Source organism: Streptomyces sp. NPDC028991 (genome assembly GCF_055564775.1).
Window position 1 is genome coordinate 740,142 of record NZ_JBVHVP010000002.1, and the last position, 24,923, is coordinate 765,064.

18 protein-coding genes are annotated in these 24,923 nt (G+C 69.9%); 16 read left to right on the forward strand and 2 right to left on the reverse strand.

Annotated features, from left to right (window positions below; all coding sequences use genetic code 11):
- Positions 1–19 precede the first annotated feature (19 nt).
- Positions 20–310 (reverse strand): hypothetical protein, encoded by a 291-nt coding sequence (locus tag ACZ4V1_RS07490; protein ID WP_468330732.1) that lies wholly within the window; start codon positions 308–310, stop codon positions 20–22.
- Between the two features lie 346 nt (positions 311–656).
- Here ACZ4V1_RS07490 and ACZ4V1_RS07495 point away from each other — a divergent pair, with 346 nt between their 5' ends.
- The 12 genes from ACZ4V1_RS07495 (at position 657) to ACZ4V1_RS07550 (ending at position 18,163) form a co-directional block, all read left to right on the forward strand.
- Positions 657–2,957, forward strand: a complete 2,301-nt coding sequence (locus ACZ4V1_RS07495; RefSeq protein ID WP_468330735.1) for an ABC transporter family substrate-binding protein — start codon at positions 657–659, stop codon at positions 2,955–2,957.
- A gap of 200 nt (positions 2,958–3,157) precedes the next feature.
- Positions 3,158–5,065 carry a translational GTPase TypA gene (typA, locus tag ACZ4V1_RS07500; protein ID WP_468330738.1) on the forward strand — a complete coding sequence of 636 codons (1,908 nt, stop codon included), beginning with the start codon at positions 3,158–3,160 and terminating at the stop codon, positions 5,063–5,065.
- A 916-nt stretch (positions 5,066–5,981) separates the two neighbouring features.
- On the forward strand, positions 5,982–7,013 hold the full coding sequence (locus ACZ4V1_RS07505; RefSeq protein WP_468330741.1) for an ABC transporter permease: 1,032 nt from the start codon (positions 5,982–5,984) through the stop codon (positions 7,011–7,013).
- 112 nt (positions 7,014–7,125) lie between these two features.
- Complete coding sequence (locus ACZ4V1_RS07510; protein ID WP_468330744.1) at positions 7,126–8,928, forward strand: ABC transporter substrate-binding protein; 1,803 nt, start codon at positions 7,126–7,128, stop codon at positions 8,926–8,928.
- 112 nt (positions 8,929–9,040) lie between these two features.
- On the forward strand, positions 9,041–10,018 hold the full coding sequence (locus ACZ4V1_RS07515) for an ABC transporter permease (protein ID WP_468330748.1): 978 nt from the start codon (positions 9,041–9,043) through the stop codon (positions 10,016–10,018).
- 10 nt (positions 10,019–10,028) lie between these two features.
- Entirely contained in the window at positions 10,029–11,087 is a 1,059-nt protein-coding gene (locus ACZ4V1_RS07520; RefSeq protein ID WP_468330751.1) for an ABC transporter ATP-binding protein, read from the forward strand.
- Positions 11,088–11,114: 27 nt separating this feature from the next.
- Positions 11,115–12,266 (forward strand): ABC transporter ATP-binding protein, encoded by a 1,152-nt coding sequence (locus ACZ4V1_RS07525; RefSeq protein ID WP_468330754.1) that lies wholly within the window; start codon positions 11,115–11,117, stop codon positions 12,264–12,266.
- A gap of 235 nt (positions 12,267–12,501) precedes the next feature.
- Entirely contained in the window at positions 12,502–14,127 is a 1,626-nt protein-coding gene (locus tag ACZ4V1_RS07530) for a peptide ABC transporter substrate-binding protein (RefSeq protein WP_468330757.1), read from the forward strand.
- A gap of 9 nt (positions 14,128–14,136) precedes the next feature.
- Positions 14,137–15,060, forward strand: a complete 924-nt coding sequence (locus tag ACZ4V1_RS07535; RefSeq protein WP_468330760.1) for an ABC transporter permease — start codon at positions 14,137–14,139, stop codon at positions 15,058–15,060.
- A complete protein-coding gene (locus ACZ4V1_RS07540) occupies positions 15,053–16,045 on the forward strand; it encodes an ABC transporter permease (RefSeq protein WP_468330763.1) in 993 nt (330 codons plus the stop codon). Before ACZ4V1_RS07535 ends, ACZ4V1_RS07540 begins: the two co-directional genes overlap by 8 nt.
- 8 nt (positions 16,046–16,053) lie before the next feature.
- Positions 16,054–17,037 carry an ABC transporter ATP-binding protein gene (locus tag ACZ4V1_RS07545; RefSeq protein ID WP_468330766.1) on the forward strand — a complete coding sequence of 328 codons (984 nt, stop codon included), beginning with the start codon at positions 16,054–16,056 and terminating at the stop codon, positions 17,035–17,037.
- Positions 17,030–18,163 carry an ABC transporter ATP-binding protein gene (locus ACZ4V1_RS07550; RefSeq protein ID WP_468330769.1) on the forward strand — a complete coding sequence of 378 codons (1,134 nt, stop codon included), beginning with the start codon at positions 17,030–17,032 and terminating at the stop codon, positions 18,161–18,163. The genes ACZ4V1_RS07545 and ACZ4V1_RS07550 overlap by 8 nt, the downstream gene beginning before the upstream one ends.
- 136 nt (positions 18,164–18,299) lie before the next feature.
- On the opposite strand, the gene ACZ4V1_RS07555 is transcribed toward ACZ4V1_RS07550, so the two are convergent.
- Positions 18,300–20,423, reverse strand: a complete 2,124-nt coding sequence (locus ACZ4V1_RS07555; protein WP_468330772.1) for a S9 family peptidase — start codon at positions 20,421–20,423, stop codon at positions 18,300–18,302.
- A gap of 186 nt (positions 20,424–20,609) precedes the next feature.
- Here ACZ4V1_RS07555 and ACZ4V1_RS07560 point away from each other — a divergent pair, with 186 nt between their 5' ends.
- From ACZ4V1_RS07560 to ACZ4V1_RS07575, 4 genes are all read left to right on the forward strand, one after another.
- Complete coding sequence (locus tag ACZ4V1_RS07560) at positions 20,610–20,804, forward strand: hypothetical protein (RefSeq protein WP_393805549.1); 195 nt, start codon at positions 20,610–20,612, stop codon at positions 20,802–20,804.
- 268 nt (positions 20,805–21,072) lie between these two features.
- On the forward strand, positions 21,073–21,948 hold the full coding sequence (gene mshB, locus ACZ4V1_RS07565) for an N-acetyl-1-D-myo-inositol-2-amino-2-deoxy-alpha-D-glucopyranoside deacetylase (RefSeq protein ID WP_468330776.1): 876 nt from the start codon (positions 21,073–21,075) through the stop codon (positions 21,946–21,948).
- Positions 21,945–22,367, forward strand: coding sequence for a DUF6113 family protein (locus tag ACZ4V1_RS07570; RefSeq protein ID WP_468330779.1), 423 nt, complete (start codon positions 21,945–21,947; stop codon positions 22,365–22,367). Before mshB ends, ACZ4V1_RS07570 begins: the two co-directional genes overlap by 4 nt.
- 156 nt (positions 22,368–22,523) lie before the next feature.
- Positions 22,524–24,875: a hypothetical protein gene (locus tag ACZ4V1_RS07575; RefSeq protein ID WP_468330782.1), complete on the forward strand. Its 2,352-nt coding sequence runs from the start codon at positions 22,524–22,526 to the stop codon at positions 24,873–24,875.
- Positions 24,876–24,923 lie beyond the last annotated feature (48 nt).

Genomic DNA, 24,923 nt, shown 5'->3' on the forward strand with positions numbered 1-24,923 from the left:
CCGGTCGGTCGGGTCGGGTTCAGGGGGCGCGGCGGTCGCGGGCGCCGAGGCCCTCGTCGTCCGAGTCCGTCCACAGCGAGCCGTCGTACGGCGTGTCGGGGATCGGGACGAGGTCCGGACGCTTGGGCGTGTCCGGTGCGGCTGCCGCCGTCCGCAGCAGCGCGACGCTCTCGCGCAGATGGTCGGCGTCGGTGCGGACCCGGCGGACCTCGAGCCCGCCGCTGCCCAGCTGCTGTTCCAGCCGGGCCACCGACCGGGACAGGTCGTCGAGACTGCGTTGCATGGATGACAGGTCGTCGTGCACGGACATGACGTGACCTCGCTTCCGTAGGGCACGGCACGGGGCCGGTCCTGGGTGTCGACGTTCATGCGCCTGCGAGTGTCGCGCGTCACACCTGCCGCTGGGAAGGGACTTGCACCGATTGGCCGGGGCGTGTCGGTGCATCACGGGTTGCGTTGCGCCGCACGGGTGGGGTTACGCACCGTCGTCGCCGTGTCTCCCAGCGTCGCCGAACCGTTTCCTCTTCAGTGGCGGCATCCCTGCCCGGGATACAAATGATCAACTCCAATACCGCATATAACGCATACCGCACCATACAGCGCATATTGCCGTCACAAGTGATCACCATGCCCGCGGCCTTCCGGAGGTAGCAGAGATGTCCTACGTCGGCGTCGGACCGCGCGCGGTCACGCGCTCGGTCGCCTTCCTCACCGCGGGGGTGCTCGCGGTCCCCGCGCTGGCCGGCTGCAGCTCCGAGGACCCGTCGGGCAAGCCGCTCGCCGGACCGGACATCGCCTCGGCGGCCCGCTCCCACGTCTCCGACGGCGGCACCCTGCGCTGGGCCGTGGACTCCGTACCGGACACGCTGAACACCTTCCAGTCGGACGCCGACGCCACCACGACCCGCGTCGCGCAGGCCGTGCTGCCCTCGATGTACCGGATGGACGAGACCGGCCGCCCGGTGCGCGACTCCGACTACCTGGAATCGGCCGAGGTCGTCGAGACCGAGCCCAAGCAGGTCGTCGTCTACAAGCTCAACCAGCAGGCCGTCTGGAGCGACGGCCGGGAGATCGGCGCCGCCGACTTCGCCGCCCAGTGGCGCGCCCTGTCCGGCAAGGACAGCGCCTACTGGACCGCCCGCAACGCCGGCTACGACCGCATCGAGAAGATCCAGCGCGGCGCCGGCGACCTGGAGGTCAAGGTCACCTTCAGCCGCCCCTACGCCGACTGGAAGTCGCTGTTCACGCCGCTGTACCCGAAGGACGTCATGGGCACCCCCGACGCCTTCAACGACGGCGCCCGGCGCAAGCTCAAGGTCACCGCGGGCCCCTTCGCCGTCGAGAAGGTCGACACCAAGGGCGACGAGGTCGTCCTCACCGGAAACCCGCGCTGGTGGGGCGAGCCGGCGAAGCTGGACCGGATCGTGCTGCGCGCCGTGCCCCGCGACGAGCGGGTCTCCGAGCTGGTCGCGGGCAAGCTCGACCTGGCCGAGGTCGACCCGGGCGGCGCCGAGCAGGCAGGCCTGGCCGCCGCCCCCCGGGACGCGGGCACCGGTACCCAGCTCATGGGGCCGGACGACACCCCGGCCGCAGGCTCGGGCGACTCGCCGCTGCCCGGGCCGCAGGGCAGGTCCGCCGCTCAGGCGCTGCGCTCCTGGGCGGTGGCCAACGGCTCCGACGAGGAGGCCGCCGAGGAGGAGATCCAGGCCCGTGAGAAGCGCCGCGAGGCACTGGCGAAGTTCGAACGCCGGCAGAAGGCCCTGAGCGGCTTCGAGGTCCGCAAGTCGCTGGAGCCCGCCTACACCCAGCTCGCCCTGAACGGCGCCGACGGTCCCCTCGCCGACGAACGCGTCCGCCGGGCCGTGGCCCGGGCCCTGGACCGCGAGAAGCTGGCCGAGGCGGTGCTGGGGCCGCTGGGCCTGCCCGCCGAGCCCGTGGGCAGCCACCTCGCGCTGTCCGGCCAGCCCGCCTACGCCGACGGCAGCGGCGCCCTCGGCGACCAGGACGCCAAGGAGGCCCGGGCCCTGCTCGCGGACGCCGGGTGGGTGCCCGGCGGGCCGGTGGAGGAGTCCGAGGAGGGCGAGAAGGCGGCCGGCGCCAAGGGCGAGAAGGGCAAGGACGGCAAGGACGAGAAGGAGTCCGAGGACGCCGACGACGGGACGTACATCGTCGGCGAGGACGACAAGAACACGGACGGCGGGAACGGCGGCGAGCGCGCGGACGACGAGAACGGCGAGCGCACGGACGGCGAGGAGAAGGCGGAGCGGGAGAACGGCGAGAGGGAGAAAGAGGACAGCAGCGGCAAGAACACCGCGCAGGGCGGCGCCCCCGGCGCCTACGCCCCCAAGGGCACCGCCGCCCCGGCCGGCTCGGCGACGGGCCCGCTCGCCAAGGACGGCAAGGCGCTCACCCTGCGCTTCGTCCTCCCCTCCGGCCCCGGCTCCGAGGCGCTGCGCACCGTCGCCGACCGCATCTCGGACATGCTGGAGAAGATCGGCATCGGCACCGACGTCACCAAGGTGCCGGACGAGAGCTACTTCAAGGACCACGTCGCCTCCGGCGAGTACGACCTGGCGCTCTACTCCTGGCCCGCCTCCGCCTTCCCCGCCACCGACGCCCGACCCATCCACGCCAAGCCCGTCCCGGCCGCCGACGGCTCCCTGAACGTCGCACAGAACTACACCCGGGTCGGCACCGACCAGGTCGACCAGCTCTTCGACCAGGCCGTGGCGACCCTGGACCAGAAGGAGGCCCGGAACCTGCTCCGCAAGGCCGACTCGCGCATCTGGGCGGCGGCCGGCTCCATCCCCCTCTACCAGCGCCCCCAGCTGGTGGCGGCCCGGAAGAACCTCGCCAACGCGGGCGCGTTCGGTTTCGAGACCCCGGTCTACGAGGACATGGGCTTCCTGAAGAAGGGCGCCCACGGCCCCCGGCCGTCGGCCACCCCCTCGTCCTGACCGGGTGCTCCGGACGGCCTGACCCGGTGCTCCGGACGTCCTGACCCGGCGTCCCCGGCCCGTCCGCAGAGCACCCGGGAAGCCCCAGTCCCACGGGCCCCGTACCATTGGGTGAGGCCGTGGCATGTATCGCCCGGCAGGCCCGCGTGACACGGACGTACGCGAGGGCCGTCCTCACACCCTCCGGGAGTACGCCTCATATGGCCACGCGCCACGACATCCGCAACGTCGCCATCGTCGCCCACGTCGACCACGGCAAGACCACCATCGTCGACGGAATGCTGAAGCAGGCCGGCGCCTTCGCCGCCCACCAGCTCGAAGGCGTCGACGACCGCATGATGGACTCGAACGACCTGGAGCGTGAGAAGGGCATCACGATCCTCGCCAAGAACACGGCGGTGAAGTACCACCCGAAGGATGGCGGCGACGTCATCACCATCAACATCATCGACACCCCCGGCCACGCCGACTTCGGTGGCGAGGTCGAGCGCGGTCTGTCGATGGTCGACGGCGTCGTCCTGCTCGTGGACGCCTCCGAGGGCCCGCTCCCGCAGACCCGCTTCGTGCTGCGCAAGGCGCTCAGCCAGCGGCTGCCGATCATCCTCTGCATCAACAAGACGGACCGCCCGGACGCCCGGATCGACGAGGTCGTCAACGAGACGTACGACCTCTTCCTCGACCTGGACGCCGACGAGGAGCAGATCGAGTTCCCGATCGTCTACGCCTGCGGCCGGGACGGCGTCGCCTCCCTGACCAAGCCCGAAGACGGCACGGTCCCCTCCGACTCCACCAGCCTGGAGCCGTTCTTCTCGACGATCCTGGACTACATCCCGGCGCCGACCTACGACGAGGACGCCCCGCTCCAGGCGCACGTGACCAACCTGGACGCGGACAACTTCCTCGGCCGTATCGCCCTGCTGCGCGTCCACCAGGGTGAGCTGAAGAAGGGTCAGACGGTCGCCTGGATGAAGCGCGACGGATCCGTGCAGAACGTGCGGATCTCCGAGCTGATGATGACCGAGGCGCTCACCCGCAAGCCCGCGGAGAAGGCCGGACCGGGTGACATCTGCGCCGTCGCCGGCATCCCGGACATCATGATCGGCGAGACCCTGGCCGACCAGGAGAACCCGGTCCCGCTGCCGCTGATCACGGTGGACGAGCCCGCGATCTCCATGACCATCGGCACCAACACCTCGCCGCTGGTCGGCCGCGGCGCCACCGGCAAGGGCGCGGACAACAAGGCGGCCGTCAAGGACCGCAAGGTCACCGCCCGCCAGGTCAAGGACCGCCTGGACCGCGAGCTGATCGGCAACGTCTCGCTCCGTGTCCTGGACACCGAGCGTCCGGACGCCTGGGAGGTGCAGGGCCGCGGTGAGCTGGCGCTGGCCATCCTGGTCGAGCAGATGCGCCGCGAGGGCTTCGAGCTGACCATCGGCAAGCCGCAGGTCGTCACCAAGGAGGTCGACGGCAAGACGCACGAGCCGGTCGAGCGCATGACGATCGACGTGCCCGAGGAGCACATGGGCGCGGTCACGCAGGTCATGGGCGTGCGCAAGGGCCGGATGGACAACATGTCCAACCACGGCTCCGGCTGGGTCCGCATGGAGTTCGTGGTCCCCTCCCGCGGTCTGATCGGCTTCCGTACGGAGTTCCTGACCCAGACCCGCGGCACCGGCATCGCCCACTCCATCCACGAGGGCCACGAGCCCTGGTTCGGCACCCTCACGACCCGTAACAACGGTTCGCTGGTCGCCGACCGCTCCGGTGCCGTCACCGCGTTCGCGATGACGAACCTCCAGGAGCGCGGCGTGCTCTTCACGGAGCCCGGCACCGAGGTGTACGAGGGCATGATCGTCGGAGAGAACTCCCGCGCCGACGACATGGACGTCAACATCACCAAGGAGAAGAAGCTCACCAACATGCGGTCGGCCTCGGCCGACTCGTTCGAGGCGATCGTTCCGCCGCGCAAGCTCTCGCTGGAGCAGTCGCTGGAGTTCTGCCGCGACGACGAGTGCGTCGAGGTGACCCCGGAGGCCGTTCGCATCCGCAAGGTGAACCTGGACGCCCGCGAGCGTGCCCGCGCCGCGAGCCGCGCCAAGCACGGCTGATCCCACTCCCCGGCTCCCCGGCTCCCCGACGGCACCGGACACCACGCCTGACGTGGTGTCCGGTGCCGTTTCGCATGGGGTGGCGGGGCGGCGGCCGCGAGGGGCACCCGAGAGGCGTAGGGATAACCCTCGATTTCGTGACGAGGTGCCGTTGAGTGGCTCGTATCGCACTAACCTGCGCGGAAACCAGAGCGCCCACGGGTCGATTTCCGGGGCTCCGCGGCCGGCGTCACCGAGTGCGAGACAGACCTGCAAGGCACCTTGCACCGCCGACGCGTTACGCGCAATCACTTTTCGTCACACAGGCGTCCGTTATACGGACAGTGACCTCCGCTAGATGTGTAACAAGTCCGTTTCGCTGTGATCTCTCACCAAACCCTTTGTCCGGATTTTGAAAGATCTGGCCTCTATCTGTGATCGAACCGAGACCTCTAGGGTGTGGTTCGTTCCCTGGCGGATGGCAGATAGTTAGCCACATAAAGCTCGGATGAACGGGTCACGCCCTGACGGCGCGGACTCGCGAGCGCGGGGGCACTTGGCGAATCTCCAGTCACCCATGAGTGGCCGGGATGTGTCGTGTGCTCCTCTTTGCGGTGAACCAGCGGATTCATGAGGAGGAACCCATGCGAGGTGCCACAAGCGCCATATGGGTCGCATCATCCCCGATGGCAGGTGTAGGCCCCGCGGGTGCGTTCAGTGCCGTCACGGTGGTTGCGGCAGCGGCCAGGCGTCGCGAACTTCCTTGACGACGCGTGCCGTCGGCCGGTGCGTGCCGGTCGCGAGCCAGGGTTCTCCAGGGGTGATGTCGCCCCTCCGTCGTTGTTCCCCTCGCGCGCTGCGAATGACGTACGCCGTGCGAAGGCCGTCGGACGGCCGTGCAGTCCCGACGACCTCCAACCTGTGAAATGGACGAATCATGACGAGTCCAATCGAGATTGAGGGTGCTGAAGCCTCTTCCGTCTTGGACAAAGAGAGCGCGCCGCAGAGCGACGCCCCAGAGCCCAAGGAGCCGGAAGGGCGCAAGCCCGGACAGTTGATGTGGGCGCGCTTCAAGCGTGACCGGGCCGGTGTGGTCTCTGCCTTCGTCGTCCTGTTCTTCTTCGTGATCGCGGCGGCGGCGCCACTGATCTCGAAGGTGTACGGCAAGGACCCGTACACGCTGTACGGGCAGGAGAACCCCGACCTTCTGGACATGTTCACCATGCCGGCCGCGCCGTTCGGCGGTATCTCCGGTGACTTCTGGTTCGGCATCGAACCGGGCCTCGGCCGCGACGTGTTCACCCAGCTGCTGTACGGGATGCGCAACTCGATGGCCACCGCGCTGGCCGCGACCCTCATCATGACGGTGCTGGGTGTCCTGATCGGCCTCGCCGGCGGCTACTTCGGCGGGAGGATCGACTACTGGCTCGGCCGGATCACCGACTTCTTCATGGCCCTGCCCAGCCAGCTCTTCTTCGTCGCCGCGATGCCCGTCATCACCACAGTGTTCGTCGCCCCGGACAAGGAGACGCCCACCTACGTGCGCGCCGCCGCGATCATCATCGTGCTGTCCTTCCTGGGCTGGATGAGCATGGCCCGCATCGTCCGGGGTGCCACGATGTCCCTGCGCGACCGGGAGTTCATCGAGGCGGCACGCATCTCCGGGGCCTCGCCCTGGCGCATCCTGCGCAAGGAACTGCTGCCCAACATCGTCACCCCGACGCTGGTACAGGCGACGCTCACGCTGCCGAGCACCATCCTCAGCATCGCGTTCCTCTCCTTCGTGGGCGTGGGGTACGTCGAGCCCACGCCGGACTGGGGACGGATGTTCGCCATCGGCGCCGGCATCGTCGAGCAGGATCCGTACTACATGCTCTTCCCCGGAGTAGCCATGGTGATCTTCATTGTGGCCTTCAACCTTCTCGGTGACTCGGTGCGGGACGCCTTCGATCCCAAGACCAACCGCTGAGATGCCAGGGGAGTCCCCCCACATCCTCGCCCGGCCGGTTCGGTGCCGCTCAGCCCGGCCCGGGCCATGTACCAGCAGTGCTCACTACTCACAGGCAGGTGGATTCGTCCCTATGAGCATCTTCCGTAACCGCACCGCCACGGCCGCCATAGTCGCGGTCGCAGCCGGCGCCCTGACCCTCACCGCCTGCGGTGGTGGCGACAGCGACAGCTCGTCCAAGGACACCAGCAAGCAGAAGGAGGACGCCAAGTCGCAGTCGAAGCCGGTCCAGATCGGTGACGCCAAGGCGTCCACCGGTCCGGCACCCGAGGTTCCGGGAGCCAAGCCGGGCGGTGTCGCGACGGTCTACCAGGAGGACGACTTCTCCCACCTGGACCCGGGCCAGATCTACGTCTCGGACGGCAAGCTGCTCAGCCGCCTCATCTTCCGCGGTCTGACCCAGTACGACGAGGACGAGAACGGCAACCTGACGGTCGTGGGCGACCTCGCCACCGACGCGGGCAAGCCGTCCGACGGCGGCAAGACCTGGACGTACACCCTCAAGGACAACCTGAAGGACGAGAACGGGAACCCGATCAACGCGGCGGACATCCGCAACACGGTCGAGCGCCTGTACTCCAACTACATCACCGACGGTCCGACGTACCTGCAGCAGTGGCTGTCCGGCGCCGGCACCACCTACCGCGACGCCTACGCCGGCCCGGACAAGGGCAAGCACCTGCCCGACACCGTCCTGGAGACGCCGGACGACAAGACGGTCGTCTTCCACTTCAAGGACGCGCGCCCCGACGTCCCGCAGATGCTGACCATGCCCGGTTACAGCGTCGTCCCCGAGGAGACGGACACCAAGGCGAAGTACGACTCCGACCCGGTCGCCGCGGGTCCGTACAAGATCGCCGACTTCAAGCCGGGCAAGTCCATGAAGCTGGTCAAGAACACCCAGTGGGACCCGAAGTCCGACTCGGTGCGCCACCAGTACGTCGACGGGTTCAACATCTCGATGAACCACGACGACGAGGACCAGACCAAGACCCTCCTCGCCGACCAGGGCGAGGCCAAGAACGCCATGATGTTCACGGGCCAGGTCGCCACCACGCAGCTGCAGAAGGTGGTGGGCGACAAGGAGGCCATGAAGAACCGCACGATCCAGGGCTACGCGCCCTACGTGTGGCAGCTCAACTTCAACCTGGACCGCGTCAAGGACAAGAAGCTCCGTGACGCCATCACCCTGGCGCTCCCCTCCGACGCGGTCTTCAAGACCGACGGCGGTGCCTACGGCGGTGAGGTCGCCAACTCGCTGATGTCGCCCACCACTCCGGGCTACAACGAGGACTTCGACCCGTTCAACCGTCGCAAGAAGCCCAACGGCGACATCGAGGCCGCCAAGAAGCTGATCAAGGAAGGCGGCTTCGAGGGCAAGAGCCTCGTCTACGCCTACGGCAACACGCCGGTCCGCCAGAAGCAGGCCGTCCTGATCGCCGACGCCCTGGAGAAGATCGGTCTCGACATCCAGAAGAAGGAGATCGACTCCGCCACCTGGTACGAGCAGGTCGGCAAGGTCAAGAACGGCTACGACATGTACATGACCGGTTGGGGCCAGGACTGGCCGTCCGCCTCCACGGTCATCCCGCCGGTGTACGACGGCACGCAGATCCAGGACGGCGCGTCGAACTACTCGCACATCAACGACGAGCACGTCAACTCGGAGATCAAGCGCATCGAGAAGATCGCCGACACGGCTGAGGCCACCAAGGCGTGGGCCGAGCTGAACGAGTACATCTCCACGGAGGTCAACCCGGCCGCGCCGATCTACTACACCAAGGTCTTCCAGATCTTCGGTTCGAACATCGGCGGCATCCGCTACAGCTCCGACTCGAGCTACGTGGACGTGACCCGGATCTTCCTCAAGAAGTAACCGTCAGGCCGGGACTTCGGTGGTGGGCGCGCGGCGGAGCGCCCACCACCGGGGCCCGGACACCTTCCAGCCTCCCCTCCGATTGCCGCCGTCCTGAGAGCAGCTGCCTGCCATGCTTCAATTCCTCATTCGCCGGACGTTCGGCGCGGCGCTGATTCTGCTGTTGATCAGTGCGTTCACGTTCTTCATGTTCTTCGCGATCCCGCAGGACCCGGCCATGCTGGCCTGTGGCAAGAACTGCACTCCGGACGCGCTGGCGATCATTCACCAGAACATGGGCCTCGACAAGCCGGTCACGGTCCAGTACTGGAACTTCCTGATCGGCATCTTCGCCGGCCGTGACTTCGCCGTCGGGCACTGTCCCGCCCCGTGCTTCGGTGTCTCCTTCGCCAACGACCAGAACGTCTGGGACACGATTCTCGACCGATTCCCGCTGACCGTCTCCCTGACCCTCGGCAGCCTGGTGGTCTTCCTCATCCTCGGCCTCGGCGCCGGCATGGTGGCCGCCAAGAACCGCGGCACCTGGGTCGACAAGGTGTTCAGCTCCGGGTCGCTCGTCGTCAGCTCCCTGCAGATCTACTTCCTCGGCCCGCTCGTGCTGCTTCTGTTCGTCTACAGCACCGGCTGGCTGGACAAGCCGAAGTACGTGCCGTTCTCCGAGGACCTCGGCGGCTGGTTCATGGGCCTGTTGATCCCATGGATCGTCATGGCGACCATCTTCACCGCCAACTACACCCGTATGAGCCGCTCGTCGCTGATCGAGCAACTCCAGGAAGAGCACGTGAAGGCGGCCCGCGCCAAGGGCATGTCGGGCAACTACACCTTCTTCCGCTACGCCTGGCGCGGCTCCCTCGTCCCCATCGTCACCATCCTCGGCATCGACCTGTCCTCGCTGATGGGCGGCGGCATGGTGACCGAGATGACGTTCGGTCTGGCCGGGATCGGCCGGCTCGCGCTGGACTCCGTCACCAACAAGGACCTGCCGATGCTGATGGGCGTCATGCTCGTCAGTGCCGCACTCATCATCGTCTTCAACCTGATCGTGGACACCCTGTACGCCGTCATCGACCCGCGCGTGCGCCTGTCCTAGGAGAACCACCGTGACCACTCAGACCAAGCCCGAAGAGGCCCCGGCCGCCGCGGGGGGAGCGTTTCTCTCGGTGCGCGACCTCAAGGTCCACTTCTCCACCGAGGGCGGCGTCGTCAAGGCGGTGGACGGACTCTCCTTCGACCTTGAGCGCGGCAAGACCCTCGGCATCGTGGGCGAGTCCGGCTCCGGCAAGTCGGTGACCAACCTGGCCGTGCTCGGCCTGCACGACCGCCGGAAGACCGCCATCGACGGATCGATCACCCTGGACGGCCAGGAGCTGACCGACGCCGAGGAGAAGCAGCTGGAGAAGCTGCGCGGCAAGAAGATGGCGATGATCTTCCAGGACGCGCTGACCGCGCTGTCGCCGTACTACACGGTCGGCCGGCAGATCGGCGAGCCGTTCATGAAGCACACCGGGGCGTCCAAGAAGGACGCCCGGGTGCGCGCCATCGACCTGCTGGAGAAGGTGGGCATCCCGCAGCCGCAGACGCGCGTCGACGACTACCCGCACCAGTTCTCCGGCGGCATGCGGCAGCGCGCCATGATCGCCATGGCCCTGTCGTGCAACCCGGACCTGCTCATCGCCGACGAGCCGACCACGGCGCTCGACGTGACCGTGCAGGCGCAGATCCTCGACCTACTCAAGGACCTCCAGCAGGAGTTCGGCTCCGCGATCATCATGATCACCCACGACCTGGGCGTGGTCGGCAACATGGCCGACGACATCCTGGTCATGTACGCGGGCCGGGCCGTCGAGCGCGGCACGGTGCGCGAGGTGCTCAAGTCGCCCCAGCACCCGTACACCTGGGGTCTGCTGGGTTCGATGCCGAGGCTCTCCTCCGACGTCGACGAGCCGCTGCTGCCGATTCCGGGATCGCCGCCCTCGCTGCTCAACCCGCCCTCGGGTTGCGCGTTCCACCCGCGCTGCGGCTTCACCGACCTGGTCTCCGGTGGCCGCTGCTCGGGCGATCGGCCGGTGCTGCCCCAGGGCCGCGCAGCCGCCTGTCACCTGACGAGGGACCAGCGCCAGCAGGCGTTCATCGAGAAGATTCAGCCCCGGCTGGGCTGAGCGGAAACCGGCGACTGGGGCATCACCATGAGCGACAACAGCAAGACCACCACGGCGGTGGCCGACGCGTTCCCGCAGCAGCGGGACGGCGACACCGCGCCGCTTCTCAAGGTCAGCGGACTGACGAAGCACTTCCCGATCAAGGGCGGCTTCCCGATCAAGCGCACCGTCGGCCACGTCAAGGCCGTCGACGGCGTCGACTTCGAGGTCTACCCGGGCGAGAGCCTGGGCCTGGTCGGTGAGTCCGGCTGCGGCAAGTCGACGACCGGCCGGCTGCTGACCCGCCTGTACGAGCCCACCCAGGGCACCATCGAGTACCGGGGCCAGGACATCACCCGCGCCAGCCGGCGACAGCTGGCGCCGATCCGGTCCGAGATCCAGATGATCTTCCAGGACCCGTACGCCTCGCTGAACCCGCGGCAGACCGTCGGCACGATCATCTCGGGCCCGATGGAGATCAACGGGATCAACCCGCCCGGTGGCCGCGAGAAGCGCGTCCGGGAGCTGCTGGAGATCGTCGGGCTCAACCCGGAGCACTACAACCGCTTCCCGCACGAGTTCTCCGGCGGTCAGCGTCAGCGCATCGGTGTCGCGCGTGCGGTCGCCCTGCAGCCGAAGCTGATCGTCGCCGACGAGCCGGTCTCGGCCCTCGACGTGTCGATCCAGGCCCAGGTGGTGAACCTGCTGCAGGAAGTGCAGCGGGAGATGGGGATCGCGTTCGTCTTCATCGCCCACGACCTGGCGATCGTGCGGCACTTCTCGCAGCGCGTCGCGGTGATGTACCTGGGCAAGGTCGTGGAGATCGCGGACCGCGACTCGCTCTACAACCGCCCTCGTCACCCGTACACTCACGCCCTGCTGTCGGCCGTGCCGGAGGCGGACCTCGACGTCGAGAAGAGGGAGCGGATCCGGCTGGAGGGCGACGTGCCCTCGCCGATCTCGCCGCCGTCCGGCTGCCGGTTCCGTACCCGGTGCTGGAAGGCGCAGGACAAGTGCGCGACCGAGGAGCCGCCACTCGTGCAGATCTCCGGCAACCGTGAGGGCCACCTGACGGCCTGCCACTTCCCGGAGGACCCCACGACGGAGGCCAGGGCGGCGGACGTCGTCATGGACCCGGGCCTGAAGGCGATGGAGGAGGGCGGCGGCGCCGACGGCGGCGCGGCGGTCTCCAAGAGCTGAACAAGGCACAGGCGAGCCGGCCCGGCGGGAGAGCGGGGGCGGGAGGAGAACTCCCGCCCCCGCTCTCCGCATGCGCGGCCGCCGCCCGCGGCCTCCCCGCCCCGCTCGTCCGCCGACACCCGTCCGGCGGACATCGCAACCCGTACGGACCGGACGGGTGTGCGTCGCGCAGTGGCCCCCCTGAAGCTGACCGGTGACGGACCAGCGGACGAGTCAGGGCACGAGGAGGCACTCCATGCGCGGAACCACGCACGCCAGATGGGCCGCCTGCGCGGTGGTGGCAGCCCTCGCGGCGACCGCCTGCGGAGGCGGGGGAGGAGGCAGCGGAGACACGAGCGCGGTCCTCAGCTCCTCCTGGGGCGACCCGCAGAACCCGCTGGAGCCGGCCAACACCAACGAGGTGCAGGGCGGCAAGGTCCTCGACATGATCTTCCGGGGGCTGAAGAAGTACGACCCCGAGACCGGCGAGGCGCAGAACATGCTCGCCGAGAAGATCGAGACCTCCGACTCGCAGAACTTCACCATCACCGTCAAGGACGGCTGGACCTTCAGCAACGGCGAGAAGGTCACCGCCCAGTCCTTCGTGGACGCCTGGAACTACGGCGCGAGCCTGAGGAACAACCAGCGCAACGCCTACTTCTTCGCGTACATCGACGGCTATGACAAGACGCACCCCGAGAGCGGCGAGCAGAGCGCCGACACGCTCTCCGGGCTGGAGGTCACCGGGCCCCTCACCTTCACCGTCAGGCTCAGCCAGAAGTTCTCCACGTTCCCCGACACCCTCGGCTACCCGGCCTTCGCCCCGCTGCCCCGGGCCTTCTTCGACGACCACGACGCCTGGCTGAAGAAGCCGGTCGGCAACGGCCCGTACATGGTGGACAACTACGCCCGCGGCTCCCAGATGTCCCTGCGCAAGTGGGAGGAGTACCCCGGCCCGGACAAGGCGCAGAACGGCGGCGTCGACCTCAAGGTCTACACCGACAACAACACCGCCTACACCGACCTGATGGCCGGCAACCTCGACCTCGTCGACGACGTCCCCGCCGCCCAGCTCAAGAACGTGCAGAACGACCTCGGCGACCGGTACCTCAACACCCCGGCCGGCATCATCCAGACCCTCGCCTTCCCCTTCTACGACAACGACTGGAACAAGCCCGGCTCGGAGAAGGTCCGCAAGGGCCTGTCCATGGCGATCGACCGCAAGCAGATCACCGACACGATCTTCCAGCAGACGCGCACCCCGGCCACCGACTGGACCTCACCGGTCCTCGGCGAGGACGGCGGCTACGAGGCGGGCCTGTGCGGCGAGGCCTGCGAGTACAAGCCCGACGAGGCCAAGCAGCTGATCAAGGACGGCGGCGGGCTGCCCGGCGGGCAGGTCAAGATCACGTACAACGCCGACACCGGCTCCCACAAGCAGTGGGTCGACGCGGTCTGCAACTCCATCAACAACGCCCTGGACAACGACCGCGCCTGCGTCGGCAACCCGGTCGGCACCTTCGCCGACTTCCGCAACCAGATCACCGACCGGAAGATGAGCGGCCCCTTCCGCGCCGGCTGGCAGATGGACTACCCCCTCATCCAGAACTTCCTCCAGCCGCTCTACTACACCAACGCCTCCTCCAACGACGGCAAGTGGTCCAACGAGAAGTTCGACGACCTCGTCGACCAGGCCAACGCGGAGACCGACACCGCCAAGGCCGTCGGCCTCTTCCAGCAGGCCGAGGAAGTCCTGAGGGACGAGATGGGGGCCATCCCGCTCTGGTACCAGAACGGCAGCGCCGGCTACTCGGACCGGCTGTCCAACGTCGAGCTGAACCCGTTCAGCGTCCCGGTCTACAACGAGATCAAGGTCGGCTGAGGGGGCGCCATGGGACGCTACGTCGTCCGGCGGCTGCTCCAGATGATCCCGGTCTTCATCGGGGCCACGCTGCTGATCTTCCTGATGGTCAACGTGATGGGCGACCCCATCGCGGGCCTGTGCGGCGACCGGGAGTGCGACCCGGCGACCGCCGCGCGGCTGCGGCACGAGTTCGGCCTCGACCAGCCCGTGTGGCAGCAGTACGTCACCTACATGGGCAACCTCTTCACCGGCGACTTCGGCACCGCCTTCAACGGCCAGCCGGTCACCGAGCTGATGGGCACGGCCTTCCCGGTCACCATCCGGCTCACCCTCATCGCCATCCTCTTCGAGATCGTCGTCGGCATCGTCCTCGGCGTCGTCACCGGCCTGCGCCGCGGCCGCCCGGTCGACACCGGGGTGCTGCTGTTCACCCTGGTCGTCATCTCCGTCCCCACCTTCGTCACCGGACTCCTCCTCCAGCTCCTGCTGGGCGTCAAGTGGGGCTGGATCGACCCGGCCGTCTCGTCCGAGGCCCCCTTCCGCGAGCTGATCGTCCCCGGCCTGGTCCTCGCCTCGGTCTCGCTGGCGTACGTCACCCGGCTGACCCGTACCTCCATCGCGGAGAACCGGCGCTCCGACTACGTCCGCACCGCCATCGCCAAGGGCCTGCCCCGCCACCGGGTCATCACCCGGCACCTGCTGCGCAACTCCCTCATCCCCGTCGTCACCTTCATCGGCACCGACATCGGCGCCCTGATGGGCGGCGCCATCGTCACCGAGCGGATCTTCAACATCCACGGCGTCGGATACCAGCTCTACCAGGGCATCCTCCGCCAGAACACGCAGACCGTCGTCGGCTTCGTCACCGTCCTCGTCCTGGTCTTCCTCGTCGCCAACCTCGTCGTCGACCTCCTGTACGCCGTACTCGACCCGAGGATCCGCTATGCCTGAGCAGGAGCCCTACGAGCCCGAGCGCGCCATCGCCGGTACCGGGATGGGCGGCACGATGGACCTCGGCGCGAGTGAGGCGGTGACGCTCGAGAAGACCCCGTCGGGCCCGGACGGCCCGGAGGGCGCCGGCTCCCAGGACAAGCCCCGCAGCCTCTGGTCCGACGCCTGGCACGACCTGCGCCGCAACCCCGTCTTCGTCATCTCGGCCCTGGTGATCCTCTTCCTGTTCGTCATCTCCGTCTGGCCGTCCCTGATCACCTCCGGCAGTCCCCTCCAGTGCGACCTGGCCAAGGCCCAGGAGGGCTCCCAGTCCGGGCACCCCTTCGGCTTCAACGGCCAGGGCTGCGACGTCTACACCCGCACCGTCTACGGCGCCCGTACGTCGGTGGCGGTCGGCGTCCTCGCCACGCTCGGGGTCGCCGTCCTCGGCAGCGTCCTCGGCGGCCTCGCCGGCTTCTTCGGCGGCGCGGGGGACGCGGTCCTCTCCCGGATCACCGACGTCTTCTTCGCGATCCCGGTAGTACTGGGCGGTCTCGTCCTCCTCTCCGTCATCACCAGCAACACCGTCTGGCCGGTCATCGGCTTCATCGTGCTGCTCGGCTGGCCGCAGATCTCCCGCATCGCCCGCGGCTCCGTCATCACCGCCAAGCAGAACGACTACGTCCAGGCCGCCCGCGCCCTCGGCGCCTCCAACTCCCGCCTCCTGCTGCGTCACATCGCCCCCAACGCCATCGCCCCCGTGATCGTCGTGGCGACCATCGCGCTCGGCACCTACATCTCCCTGGAGGCGACCCTGTCCTTCCTCGGCGTCGGGCTCAAGCCGCCCAGCGTCTCCTGGGGCATCGACATCTCCGCCGCCGCCCCCTACGTCCGCAACGCCCCGCACGCACTGCTCTGGCCGTCCGGAGCGCTCGCCATCACCGTCCTCGCGTTCATCATGCTCGGCGACGCGGTGCGCGACGCCCTCGACCCGAAGCTGAGGTGAGCCGCCGCATGCTGCTCGAAGTGCGCGACCTGCACGTGGAGTTCCACACCCGGGACGGCGTCGCCAAGGCCGTCAACGGCGTCAGCTACGGCGTCGACGCGGGCGAGACCCTGGCCGTCCTCGGCGAGTCGGGCTCCGGCAAGTCCGTCACCGCCCAGACCGTCATGGGCATCCTCGACACGCCGCCGGGACGGATCACCGCGGGCGAGGTCCTCTTCGAGGGCCGGGACCTGCTGAAGCTGAAGGAGGAGGAACGCCGGAAGGTCCGCGGTGCCGAGATGGCGATGATCTTCCAGGACGCGCTGTCCTCGTTGAATCCCGTCCTCACCGTCGGCGACCAGCTCGGCGAGATGTTCACCGTGCACCGGGGGATGTCGCGGAAGGACGCGCGGGCCAAGGCAGTCGAGCTGATGGACCGCGTCCGCATCCCGGCCGCCAAGGAGCGGGTGCGGCAGTACCCGCACCAGTTCTCCGGCGGTATGCGCCAGCGCATCATGATCGCCATGGCGATGGCCCTGGAGCCGAAGCTGATCATCGCCGACGAACCGACCACCGCGCTCGACGTCACCGTCCAGGCCCAGGTCATGGACCTGCTCGCGGAACTCCAGCGGGAACTGCACATGGGCCTCATCCTCATCACCCACGACCTCGGCGTGGTCGCCGACGTGGCCGACAAGATCGCCGTCATGTACGCGGGCCGCATCGTGGAGACCGCCCCGGTCCACGACATCTACAAGGCGCCGGCCCACCCGTACACCCGCGGCCTCCTGGACTCCATCCCGCGCCTGGACCAGAAGGGCCAGGAGCTGTACGCCATCAAGGGCCTGCCGCCCAACCTCACCCGCATCCCGCCGGGCTGCGCCTTCCACCCCCGCTGCCCGATGGCCCAGGACGTCTGCCGCACCGACGTGCCACCCCTGTACGACGTGACGGAGTCCGACGCGGAGCGGGGCAGCGCCTGCCACTTCTGGAGGGAGTGCCTGCATGGCTGAGGCGACCGAGCCGATCCTCGAAGTGCGCGGCCTCGTCAAGCACTACCCGCTCACCACCGGCATCGTCTTCAAGAAGCAGGTCGGCGCGGTCAAGGCGGTCGACGGCGTGGACTTCCACCTCGACCGGGGCGAGACGCTGGGCATCGTCGGCGAGTCCGGCTGCGGCAAGTCCACGGTCGCCAAGATGCTGGTCAACCTGGAGAAGCCGACGGCCGGCGAGATCCGCTACAAGGGCGAGGACATCACCAGGCTGTCGGGAAAGGCCCTCAAGGCCGTACGCCGCAACATCCAGATGGTCTTCCAGGACCCCTACACCTCCCTCAACCCCCGCATGACGGTCGGCGACATCATCGGGGAGGCCTACGACATCCACCCGGAGGTGGCCCCGAAGGGCGACCGGCGGGCACGGGTCCAGCACCTGCTGGACGTGGTCGGCCTCAACCCCGAGTACATCAACCGCTACCCCCACCAGTTCTCCGGCGGCCAGCGCCAGCGCATCGGCATCGCGCGGGGCCTGGCACTGCGCCCGGAGATCATCGTCGCCGACGAGCCGGTCTCCGCCCTCGACGTCTCCGTCCAGGCCCAGGTGATCAACCTGATGGGCCGCCTCCAGGACGAGTTCGACCTCTCCTACATCTTCATCGCCCACGACCTGTCGATCGTCCGGCACATCTCGGACCGGGTCGGCGTGATGTACCTCGGCCGCATCGTGGAGACCGGCCGGGACGCCGAGATCTACGACCATCCGACGCACCCCTACACCCAGGCCCTGCTGTCCGCCGTCCCCGTGCCCGACCCGGAGGCCCGGGAGCACCGCGAGCGGATCATCCTGGCCGGCGACGTGCCTTCCCCGACCAACATCCCCTCCGGCTGTCGCTTCCGCACCCGCTGCTGGAAGGCGCGGGAGCGCTGCGCCCTGGAGGTGCCGGCACTGGCGGTGCCCGCCGAGTTCCGGGGTGTCTCCGGTCCCGCGGCCCACGACTCGGCGTGCCACTTCGCGGAGGAGAAGCAGGTGGTGCCGCCGCCGGAGGAGCACGGCGGGGACGCGCCCGGCCCGCACGGCTCGCACCGGGAGGACGCCGAGGACGCCGAGGACGGCCACGGACACGGCGGCGGGCCGGGGTGACATGGCGCTCCCCGGCCCGCTTACGGCACCCGCACGGCCGTACGCTGATCAGCGTCACGCGTCCGTATATCGGAACCGCGTCGGCGAAGTTGCCTGCGTGTAAAAGCGGTTGGTGCCTTCGTGTGGTGCGCAGACGCTACGCCGGTGACGCCAGCGACCGCTTGAGGAAGTCCACCTGGAGCAGCAGCAGGTTCTCGGCGACCGACTCCTGCGGGGTCATGTGCGTGACGCCGGACAGCGGGAGCACCTCGTGCGGACGTCCGGCGGCCAGCAGGGCCGAGGACAGGCGCAGGGAGTGGGCGACCACCACGTTGTCGTCGGCCAGTCCATGGATGATCATCATCGGCCGGTGCGGCTCGGCGGCGTCGACCAGGCCGGCGTCGTCGATCACCGAGTTGCGGCGGTAGACCTCCGGCTGCTCGTCCGGGTGGCCGATGTACCGCTCCTGGTAGTGGGTGTCGTAGAGCCGCAGATCGGTGACCGGGGCGCCCACCACCGCGGCGTGGAAGACGTCCGGACGGCGCAGGGCCGCCAGCGCCGCCAGATAGCCGCCGAAGGACCAGCCGCGGATGGCGACGCGGTTCAGGTCGAGCGGGAAGTCGACGGCGAGGGCGTGCAGCGCGTCCACCTGGTCCTGGAGTACGACGGCGGCCACGTCGTCCTTGATGGCCTTCTCCCAGGCGGGGGACCGCCCCGGCGTGCCCCGCCCGTCGGCGACGACCACCGCGAACCCCTGGTCGGCGAACCACTGCGAGGTGAGGTGGGCGTTGTGCGCGGCCGCCACGCGCTGACCGTGCGGGCCACCGTAGGGGTCCAGGAGGACGGGGAGGGGGGCGTCGCCGTGGTAGTCCCTTGGCATAAGCACGGCGCACGGTACACGGCGTGCGCCCCCCTGGGTGAGCGTCACGCGCGGGGACAAACCGGGGTCTTCGGCATACGAGGCGACGGTCGCCACCGGCTTCCCGTCCCGGAGGACCTGTGCCCGCGCCCCCGGCCGGTCGAGCGTCGCGGAGACGAGAACGGTCACACCCCCGGCGCGCACCGCCGAGTGCACGCCGGGCTCCTGCGAGAGGCGCTCCACACCGAGTTCGTTCACCCGGTACACGTGCACTTCACCCGTCTCCGGCTCGGCCGCCTCCTCGCCCGCCGACGCGGAAACCAGCACGTCGTCGCCGGAGACGTCCAGTACGGCCCGCAGATGCAACTGAGCACCGGTGAGCGGCCGTTCACCGACCGCCAGCACCCGCGCTCCCCCCTCGTCGGCGATCCGGACGAGCTGTCCGGAGGGGCTCCAGCAGGGCACGCCGGGGAAGAGTTCCAGCCAAGTTGGATCTTCGTCGGCGTGCACCATCCGGGTCCCCCCGGAGTCGGTGTCCACGGCCAGGAACAACTGACTGCGCTGGTCGCGGGACTGTACGAGAAGGAGTGGCGCACCCGCCGCTGACCAGTGCACTCGCGCCAGATACGGATACCGCGCCCGGTCCCACAGGACCTCCGTGCGCCCCCCGTCCAGCCCGATCGCGAACAGCCGTACGTCGGCGTTGGCGGTGCCCGCCGCCGGGTACGGAACGTGGTGTGGGTCACGCCCGGGATGCGCCGGGTCGGAGATCCACCATCGCCGCACCGGCGTGTCGTCCACGCGTGCCACCAGCAGCCGGTCGGACTCCGGACCCCACCAGAAGCCCCGGCTGCGCCCCATCTCCTCGGCGGCGACGAACTCGGCGAGCCCGTAGGTGACGCCCTCCGCGTCCGCCTCGGCCAGCGCCCTGTCCCCGTCGCCCTCGGCGCCCACGACCCGCAGGGCGCCCTGGGCGACGTAGGCGACGTACCGGCCGTCGGGGGAGGGGCGAGGGTCGATCACCGGTCCGGGGGTGGGCAGTTCGCGTGCCGTCCCGGCCCGCAGCTCGGCCGCGAAGAGCCGTCCTGACAAGGCGAAAGAGGCCAGCTCGACGGCCGCGTCGGTGGCGTAGCCGACGATGCCGGCACCGCCCTCGCGGCTGCGTTCACGCCGCGCCCGCTCCTCGGGCGACAGATGCTCCTCGACACCGCCCAGGAGGGCGCGCGGGTCGGCGGCGACGCGCTCGCCGCCCTCCTCGGTATCGAGGATCCACAGTGAATTGGCCCGGTCCGTGCCGGTACCGGAGCGCAGGAAGGCGACCCGGGAACCGTCGGGTGCCACGGTGAACGAACGCGGCGCGCCGAGCGTGAAACGCTGGGTGCGAGCGTGCCGTCTGGGGAAGGAGTCGGACTCGGTCTTCATGCCCCGACCATATTGGCCATGCGCCCCCTTGTGCGGCCGTGCGCCGAGAGATGCGCGCGCACGGATAGTTATGATCACTAGCGCATAGTGGGTATCAACCAGGTGCCCGCTGCGTGGATTTATCTGTCCCAAGGTTCGACTGCGTCCGACCCCCCATGTCCCTGGGCCTATTGGAGGTGAGCCGCCGTGGCACTCTCGATTTCGGCGGTTGTGCTGCTGGCGATCATCGTCTTCCTGCTGGTCAAGAAGTCAGGACTGAAGGCGGGGCATGCGGTCGTCTGCATGCTGCTCGGCTTCTACCTGGCTTCGTCGACCGTCGCACCCACGATCAGTGAGGTGACGACGAACATCGCGGGGATGATCGGCAGCATCAACTTCTGACGGCTGCCACGAAGTCGGCCCGGGCCCCCGGAGCCACCGCGAGCCCGCCCGCGTCCGGCACCCTCGGCATCGCCGTCCCACGCGGTCGTCGACCCCCGCACCGGCACCGGCGCCGTCCTCACCGACTCCACGCCACCCCGGGCGGCCCCGCTACGCCACCCGCAAGGACTTCGTCCACGGCGAGGAGGCCACCGTCGCGGAGTGGACGATCTCCACGGACGGACTCCCGCGTTACGAGGACGAGCACGCGGCCTCATAGGGTGGTCCCATGACGGACCTCCCCGCCCGGCGTCTGCTGCTGGTGCACGCGCACCCGGACGACGAGTCGATCAACAACGGCGTCACCATGGCCAGGTACGCCGCCGAAGGCGCCCACGTCACGCTGGTGACCTGCACCCTCGGCGAGCGGGGCGAGGTCATCCCGCCCGAGCTCGCGCACCTGACCGGACCCGCCCTGGGCGGCCACCGCAGGGGCGAGCTGGCGGCGGCGATGCGCGCGCTCGGCGTCGACGACTTCCGGCTGCTCGGCGGACCGGGACGGTTCGCCGACTCGGGGATGACGGGACTGCCCGACAACGACGACCCCGGCTGCCTCTGGCAGGCCGACGTCGACCGGGCCGCCGAGCTCCTCGTCGAGGTGATCCGCGAGGTGCGCCCCCAGGTGCTCGTCACCTACGACCCCGACGGCGGATACGGCCACCCCGACCACATCCAGGCCCACCGCATCGCCATGCGCGCCGCCGAGCTCGCGGCCGAGGCGGGCTGTCCGATCGCCAAGGTCTACTGGAACCGCGTCCCGCGCACCGTCGCCGAGGACGCCTTCGCCCGTCTCCGCGACGACCTGCCCGGCCTGCCCTTCGAGAAGGCGGCCGGCGTCGAGGACGTACCGGGTGTCGTCGACGACGAGCGGATCACCACCGAGATCCGCGGCGCGGACAGCGCGAGCGCCGCCAAGAAGGCCGCCATGCGCGCGCACGCCACGCAGATCACCGTGGCCGATCCGTACTTCGTCCTCTCCAACGAACTGGCCCAGCCGGTCTTCACCACCGAGTACTACGAACTGGTGCGCGGCGAGCGGGCCGGTGACGGCGACGGACGTGAGAGCGATCTGTTCGCCGGAATCCACCGTGGGGAGGCGCCATGAGCGGCCGTACCGAACCGACGACATCCACCCTGGCCCAGCCGCTGCGGGCACCCTCGCTCGGGCGGGCCGCCCTCTATCTGGGGCTCTTCGCGATCGGCGCCGTCGTCGCGGTGGCGGGCGCGCTGGTGCAGCCGGGGTGGTTCCCGGGCGGGCTGCTGCTCGCGCTGGCCGCCGAGGCGGGACTGTGCGTCGGCGCGGGCCGGGCCGTGGGGCGCCGGGGCGGGGCCGTCGCGCCCGCCGCGGGCTGGGCGCTCGCCGTGGTCCTGCTCACCACCAGCCGTCCCGAGGGCGACTTCCTGTTCGCCGCAGGCAGCGGCTCCTACCTCTTCCTGCTCGGCGGGATCGCCGTCGCTGTGATGTGTGCCACCCTCGCACCCGTGCGGCAACCGGACGGCGGCGCCGTCCGACTTGGCAAGTGACGTACTACTTCGCCGTGGCGCGGGCGTGCGAGTCCGGTGTGGGTTTCCCCAGCGGTCGCGGGATACGCGCGAGAAGTGGCCAGTATGGTGGTGCGCGCCGCCGAGCCGCCCGCTTTCTGGTGTGCCGGGCGGCGGAGCCAACCGGGAGAACCTGCCTTGAGTCGTGAAACTGACAGTTCGTCCTCCGGGCCCCACGGGCGCGGCGGAGCCGCATACCCGTCGGGCACCCCGCCCTACGGGACACCCACGGCTTCCGACGCCGGTGCGGACGCGGGCCGTTCGGCCTCGCGGCCGGAGGAGCGCAAGACCGAGACGACGCTGACGACCCGGATCCGGATCAACATCCCCGGGTCGCGGCCCATCCCGCCGGTCGTCATGCGCAAGCCCGTCGCGGACGCCGAGGGCGCCGCCGGCGACACGGAGGCGGCGGCCGAGCGGCCCGCACCGGCACCGAGCGCCGCGGAGCCCACGGGAGCCGTCGAGGCCCCCGCCGAGCCGGCTCAGCACGCCCGGCCCGGCGAGGACAAGCCGACCAGCGACTGGTTCGCGCCGCGCAAGTCCGGTCCGGCCAAGGGTGCTCAGGGCGGCGGCTCCACCAACGGCGCCGGCCTGCCCGGAGGCTCCGGCGGTCCCGGAGCGGCGGCCGGTACGCCCGGCGCGCCCTCCGCGGGCGCGGGACCGGGTGCCGGCGCTTCCGGTGCACGACCGGGCGGTGGGAGTGGCCGTCCCGGTGGCGTCGTCGGCTCCATGAACGTGCCGGGCGGGTCCCGCCCCGGCGCCACGGGCGGCGCCGGTCTCTCCGGAGCGACCGGCGGACCCGTGGCGCCCGGCCACGGTGGCGGCACCGGCTCCTTCGACGTGACCGAGGCACTGGCGGCGGGACCGCTGGGCAACGGCAACGGCAACGGCAACGGCCACGGCCACGGTGGCGGCACCCGCCCGGGCCCCGACGGCGGTCCCGAACCGCGCCGCGACGACCTGCCGTACTTCTCGGAGAACGGTCAGGGCGACCAGCGCCCCGCCCCCCGCGGGCAGACCGGCCCGAACGGGCAGACACCGTACGGCGGCCCCCAGGGCCCCGCGGGCGCGACGAGCGGCCCGGTCACCGGTGACAGCCGGCTGACGCCGCCCCCGGTGGGCGACCTCGGCGATCTGAGCGGCCCCAGGACGCAGGGCGGCCCCGGCGCGCCCAACGGACAGCGCGGCCCCGCACCGAACGGCATGCGCGGCCCGGGTGGTCCGGGCGCCCCCGGTGGCCCGGGCAGGCCACCGGGGCCCGGCACCGGCCCCGACGCCGCCCGCCCCGGTCCCGGCGGCGGGCTCAGCGACGACACCGCGATCCTCACCCCGCAGAAGCCGGCCCCCGAACCGGGCACTCCCGGCTACGGCAACCCGGACAACGTCTCCGGGAACACCGTCACCAGCGGCATCCCCGTCGTGCCGACCGACCGGAACGCGCCGCCGTTCCAGGGCGCGCCCGCCGACGGACCGCTGCCGCACACGCCCCCCAAGCTGCCCGAGCCGGTCTCCGCGCCCCCGGAGAGCTCCGCCAAGCCGGCGAAGAAGAAGAGGCGCGGGAAGCTCCCGCTGCTCGTCGGCGGCCTGGTCGTGATCGCCGGTGTGACCTACGGCGCCGGCCTGCTCATGAACCGCTCCGACGTGCCCAAGGGCACCACCGTCCTCGGCGTCGACATCGGCGGCAGTACGCGCGACGACGCCGTCGAGAAGCTGGACGACGTCCTGTCCGCCCGCGCGGGCAAGCCGCTCAAGCTCACGGTGGGCGGCGAGACCGTCTCCCTGAAGCCGGACCAGGCGGGGCTCCAGCTCGACACGCAGGCCACGGCCAGCGCGGCGGCGACGAGCGACTACAACCCGGTGTCCGTGATCGGCTCCCTCTTCGGGCAGCAGCGCGTCGTCGACCCGGTCATGCCCGTCGACGAGGAGAAGCTGCACGCCGCCCTGGAGAACGCGGCCGGCGGGGCCGGATCGGTGACCGAGGGGACGATCAGGTTCGAGTCCGGCAAGGCCGTCCCCGTGTACGGCAAGGCCGGCAAGGGCATCGACGTCGACAAGTCGACCGAGGCCGTGCAGGAGGCGTACCGAGCCCAGGTGGAGACGGGCACCGCCACCCCGGTGAACGTGCCGACCACCACCCAGCAGCCCACGGTCTCCAAGGCCGAGGTCGACCGGATGATGAAGGAGTTCGCCGAGCCGGCGATGTCGGCCAAGGTCACCGTGCAGACCGACGCCGCGCACTCGGTCCCGATGAGTCCGGAGAAGTCGCTGTGGAAGTTCCTCAGGGTCACGGCCGTCAACGGCAAGCTGGTCGACAAGCCCGACCTGAAGGCCCTCGAGGACCTCTACGGCGGTGCGTTCGACGGCGTGCTCATCACCCGGGCCAACGGTGAGAAGACGCCCGTCACCCCCGAGGACGTCTACGGCGCCCTGCGCCAGGCCCTGAAGAGCAAGACCGACCGCGTGGCGGTCATCGAGACCGACCCGAGCTGACGCCGCTCGACGAGGGGGCGCCAGGCGAGTGCCGGGCGCCCCTTCTCG